Source organism: Streptomyces sp. NPDC050610 (assembly GCF_040654875.1).
Classification (GTDB): domain Bacteria; phylum Actinomycetota; class Actinomycetes; order Streptomycetales; family Streptomycetaceae; genus Streptomyces.
The window spans coordinates 1-2704 of the sequence record NZ_JBFAIV010000090.1; the positions used below are offsets into that span (position 1 = coordinate 1).

A 2704-nucleotide genomic window follows, 5' to 3' on the forward strand; every position below is an offset into this window, starting at 1 on the left:
CGGATGTCTTCGCCCAGGGCGACCACCGCGGCTTCAGCGGTCTTCTGCGCGAAGGACAGGCCGACCGGGCACACGTCGCGGATGAACGTGGGGATCGCGTCGCCCGTCGCCTTCTGGGTGGCGATGAGCACCAGGACGCCGACGCTCCGGCCCTTCTTGACGAGGTCTTCCACGAGCCGGGCGTTCTCCGAAGCGAGCGCGGCGAGATCCTTCGTCCGGCGGTCCGAGCCCTTGTGCTCGCGGAAGTAGGTGTGTGCCTCATCCACGATGAGCACCACCAGCGGCCAGGAGGCCGAGGGCCCGACGTGCCACATGTTCTTGACCCCGAGCACCGAGCGGATCGAGGCCGAGCGGTCGCGCCGCAGGTCCACCAGCCGCTTGAAGAGGGTGTTGGCTTCCGCCAGGTCGTCACCGACGAACGCGAACGCCCGCTGTTCCAGGTCGGCATAGTCGCCCTCGTAGGAGGAGGTCACCTTGCCGTCGGCGATGGCGTACTGAATCGCATCGGAGGGCGCGGTGTCGCAGATGAACCGGTTGATCAGCGACGTTTTCCCGTAGCCGGGCAGGCCCGCCACCGTCACGCCGGGCACGTCCGCCAGGCTCACACTGACCGGCACGGCGTAGTCGTCCACGCCCAGGTGCCACCGGGCCAACTCTTCCGGGACCAGGCCGGTAGGCGTGTGGTTGGTCGGGGTGGTCAGCGGGTCCACGCGCACGCCACGGATCACGAGCTGGCCCGGCTGATCCGGCAGGACCGAGACCCGCGTGCACCGCCAGGCGTCCGCCAGATACGGGGCCGCTTTCTGGAACTCCGCCAGACTTACTTTCGGGAGGCACACGGCCCGGACCACGACCCCGTACCGGTCCGGCGTGACCTTGATCCGGGGGATCAGAATCCGGGCCTTGGGAACCTTGCCGTCCGACGCGAACACCACCGTCTGTGCGGGCTGCACCTTGTCCGTGACCGACAGTCCGGCCATCGGGGCCAGCCGACGCCAGCCACGGCGAACCCGGACCGCTTGCCGGATGCTCGCCCGCGTCATCCTGTCGGCGCGTATGTAACGGACCAGCCACCACAGGGCCCATCCGGCCCCCAGGGCGAGGACCGCCCCGATCATGATCGAGGCAGCCCCCATCGCTTCCTGCACCATCAGCGCCGACCCTCCGCCACGTAGAGGAAGCGGAACAGCGCCTGCTGAAGGTCCACGAAGTCCAGGCCGTTGGTCAGCTTCGGGAAGCCGTGGGTCTCCAGGACGAAGGCCACATCGAAGGCGAGGCCCGTCGTGAACCGGGGATCGTCGTCACCGTCGGGGGTGACCGGGTAGGCAGGCTGGGGGATGGCGGTCATCACTCGCTCACCGCCGCAGCCTGCATCGGGGCCGCCAGCTCCAGCGCCGAAGCCCGGTAGGCAACGCCGTCGGAAAGCTGGCCGTTGAACATGCGCGCCCACGGCGTGGCGAACAGTTCCACCGGCCGGACCGGCACACCGGGCTGAAGGCCATCGGGCAGGCCCGACTGCGGAACCGTGATCTTCATCTGCTCCGCGCGGCCTTCCTCCATCAGGAACACCGTCATCGTGAACAGGGTCTCCCCCGTGTCCCGGTCGGTGGCCAGCTCCCCCGTCTGAGGGTCCTTGACCTTCGGAACCGGGGCCGTGCCCGCCATGAACATCGTGGACGGCAGCAGTCCCACGCGGATACGCGTCGTAGCCATTACGAACTCCCTTGATCTAGCCGCTCGTTGCGGTGTGGATCAAGTAGTACATGGAGCGGTCTAGATCAGTCAATGTGACCTGGAGCACTCTAGATCTCTGTTCGCTGTCTGGCTCGGACTAGAGCGGACTAGACTTGGGCCATGAGCCTGCCGAGTGACGACCCGCGCCCGCCGTATCTGCTGGCCGCTGACAAACTCCGAGCAGAGATCTCCCAAGGCCACCTCAAACCGGGTGACCGTCTGCCGTCGTCACGTGAGCTCAAGGACACCCTTGGCATTGCCAACGCCACCGTTCACGCCGCGCTGCGCGTGCTGCGGGAGGAAGGGCTCATCTACTCAGTCCATGGGCGAGGCAACTACGTCTCGGACCCGAAGCAGCAGCCCTCCGTAGACCCGATCAGCGAACTCGCCGAGGAATTCTCCGGGGAGTTCGCGATCACGTACACCCCGCCTACCTGGTACACGGCGTACAAGGAAAGCGTGGAATCGGATAGCGCCGCAGCGTCAGCCCGTGGGGAAGGCAGTACCGCCCAGACCGCCAGCTTGACGGATATTCTCCTTGGTTTGCGTGAGCAGTTGCGACAGGTAACGGGCCAAGTCGGGGAGCTTAAGCAGCAGGTTTCCGGTCTTGAGAGCAAGGTTGCCCGTCTAGAGAATCCAGGCGCGAACTAACCTCCGAAACCCGCGTGTTCAGGTTCTCCACTTCCCGGTTCAGGTTCCGCGTCATCTCTGCAATCTCCACGAGTAGCGCGAACTCCGTTTCGTTCATCAAGCTTCCCCTTGTTCTATGCCCCTGTCCGCACGCAGGGCAGATGTAGCAGCAGCCGGTTGAAGCGGCTGACGACGACGAGCACCAGGGCCGCGAAGCCTCCAGCGAGCACACCGATCGGCCTGGGTCAGAGCTGGCTGTTCAGAGTTTCTTTACTGGATCAAGGCGGCCCGCATGCGCGGGCCGCGCGCGCTGGCGGCCCGTGGCCGCCGCGCACTCCTG

The 2704-nt window shown here is 66.2% G+C and carries 4 protein-coding genes; 1 reads left to right on the plus strand and 3 read right to left on the minus strand.

From position 1 onward, the window contains the following. The 3 genes from AB0I22_RS39655 to AB0I22_RS39665 all read right to left on the minus strand — a co-directional run. On the minus strand, nucleotides 1-1151 hold a 1151-nt coding region (locus AB0I22_RS39655), incomplete at its 3' end, for a cell division protein FtsK (protein WP_363135895.1). Beyond that, nucleotides 1151-1348 (minus strand): hypothetical protein, encoded by a 198-nt coding sequence (locus tag AB0I22_RS39660; RefSeq protein WP_363135896.1) that lies wholly within the window; start codon nucleotides 1346-1348, stop codon nucleotides 1151-1153. The genes AB0I22_RS39660 and AB0I22_RS39655, both read right to left, overlap by 1 nt. Beyond that, the gene (locus tag AB0I22_RS39665; protein WP_363135897.1) at nucleotides 1348-1713 is read right to left on the minus strand and encodes a hypothetical protein; all 366 of its coding nucleotides are present in this window, start codon (nucleotides 1711-1713) and stop codon (nucleotides 1348-1350) included. Before AB0I22_RS39665 ends, AB0I22_RS39660 begins: the two co-directional genes overlap by 1 nt. A 141-nt stretch (nucleotides 1714-1854) precedes the next feature. Here AB0I22_RS39665 and AB0I22_RS39670 point away from each other — a divergent pair, with 141 nt between their 5' ends. Continuing rightward, nucleotides 1855-2385, plus strand: a complete 531-nt coding sequence (locus AB0I22_RS39670; RefSeq protein WP_363135898.1) for a GntR family transcriptional regulator — start codon at nucleotides 1855-1857, stop codon at nucleotides 2383-2385. Nucleotides 2386-2704 lie beyond the last annotated feature (319 nt).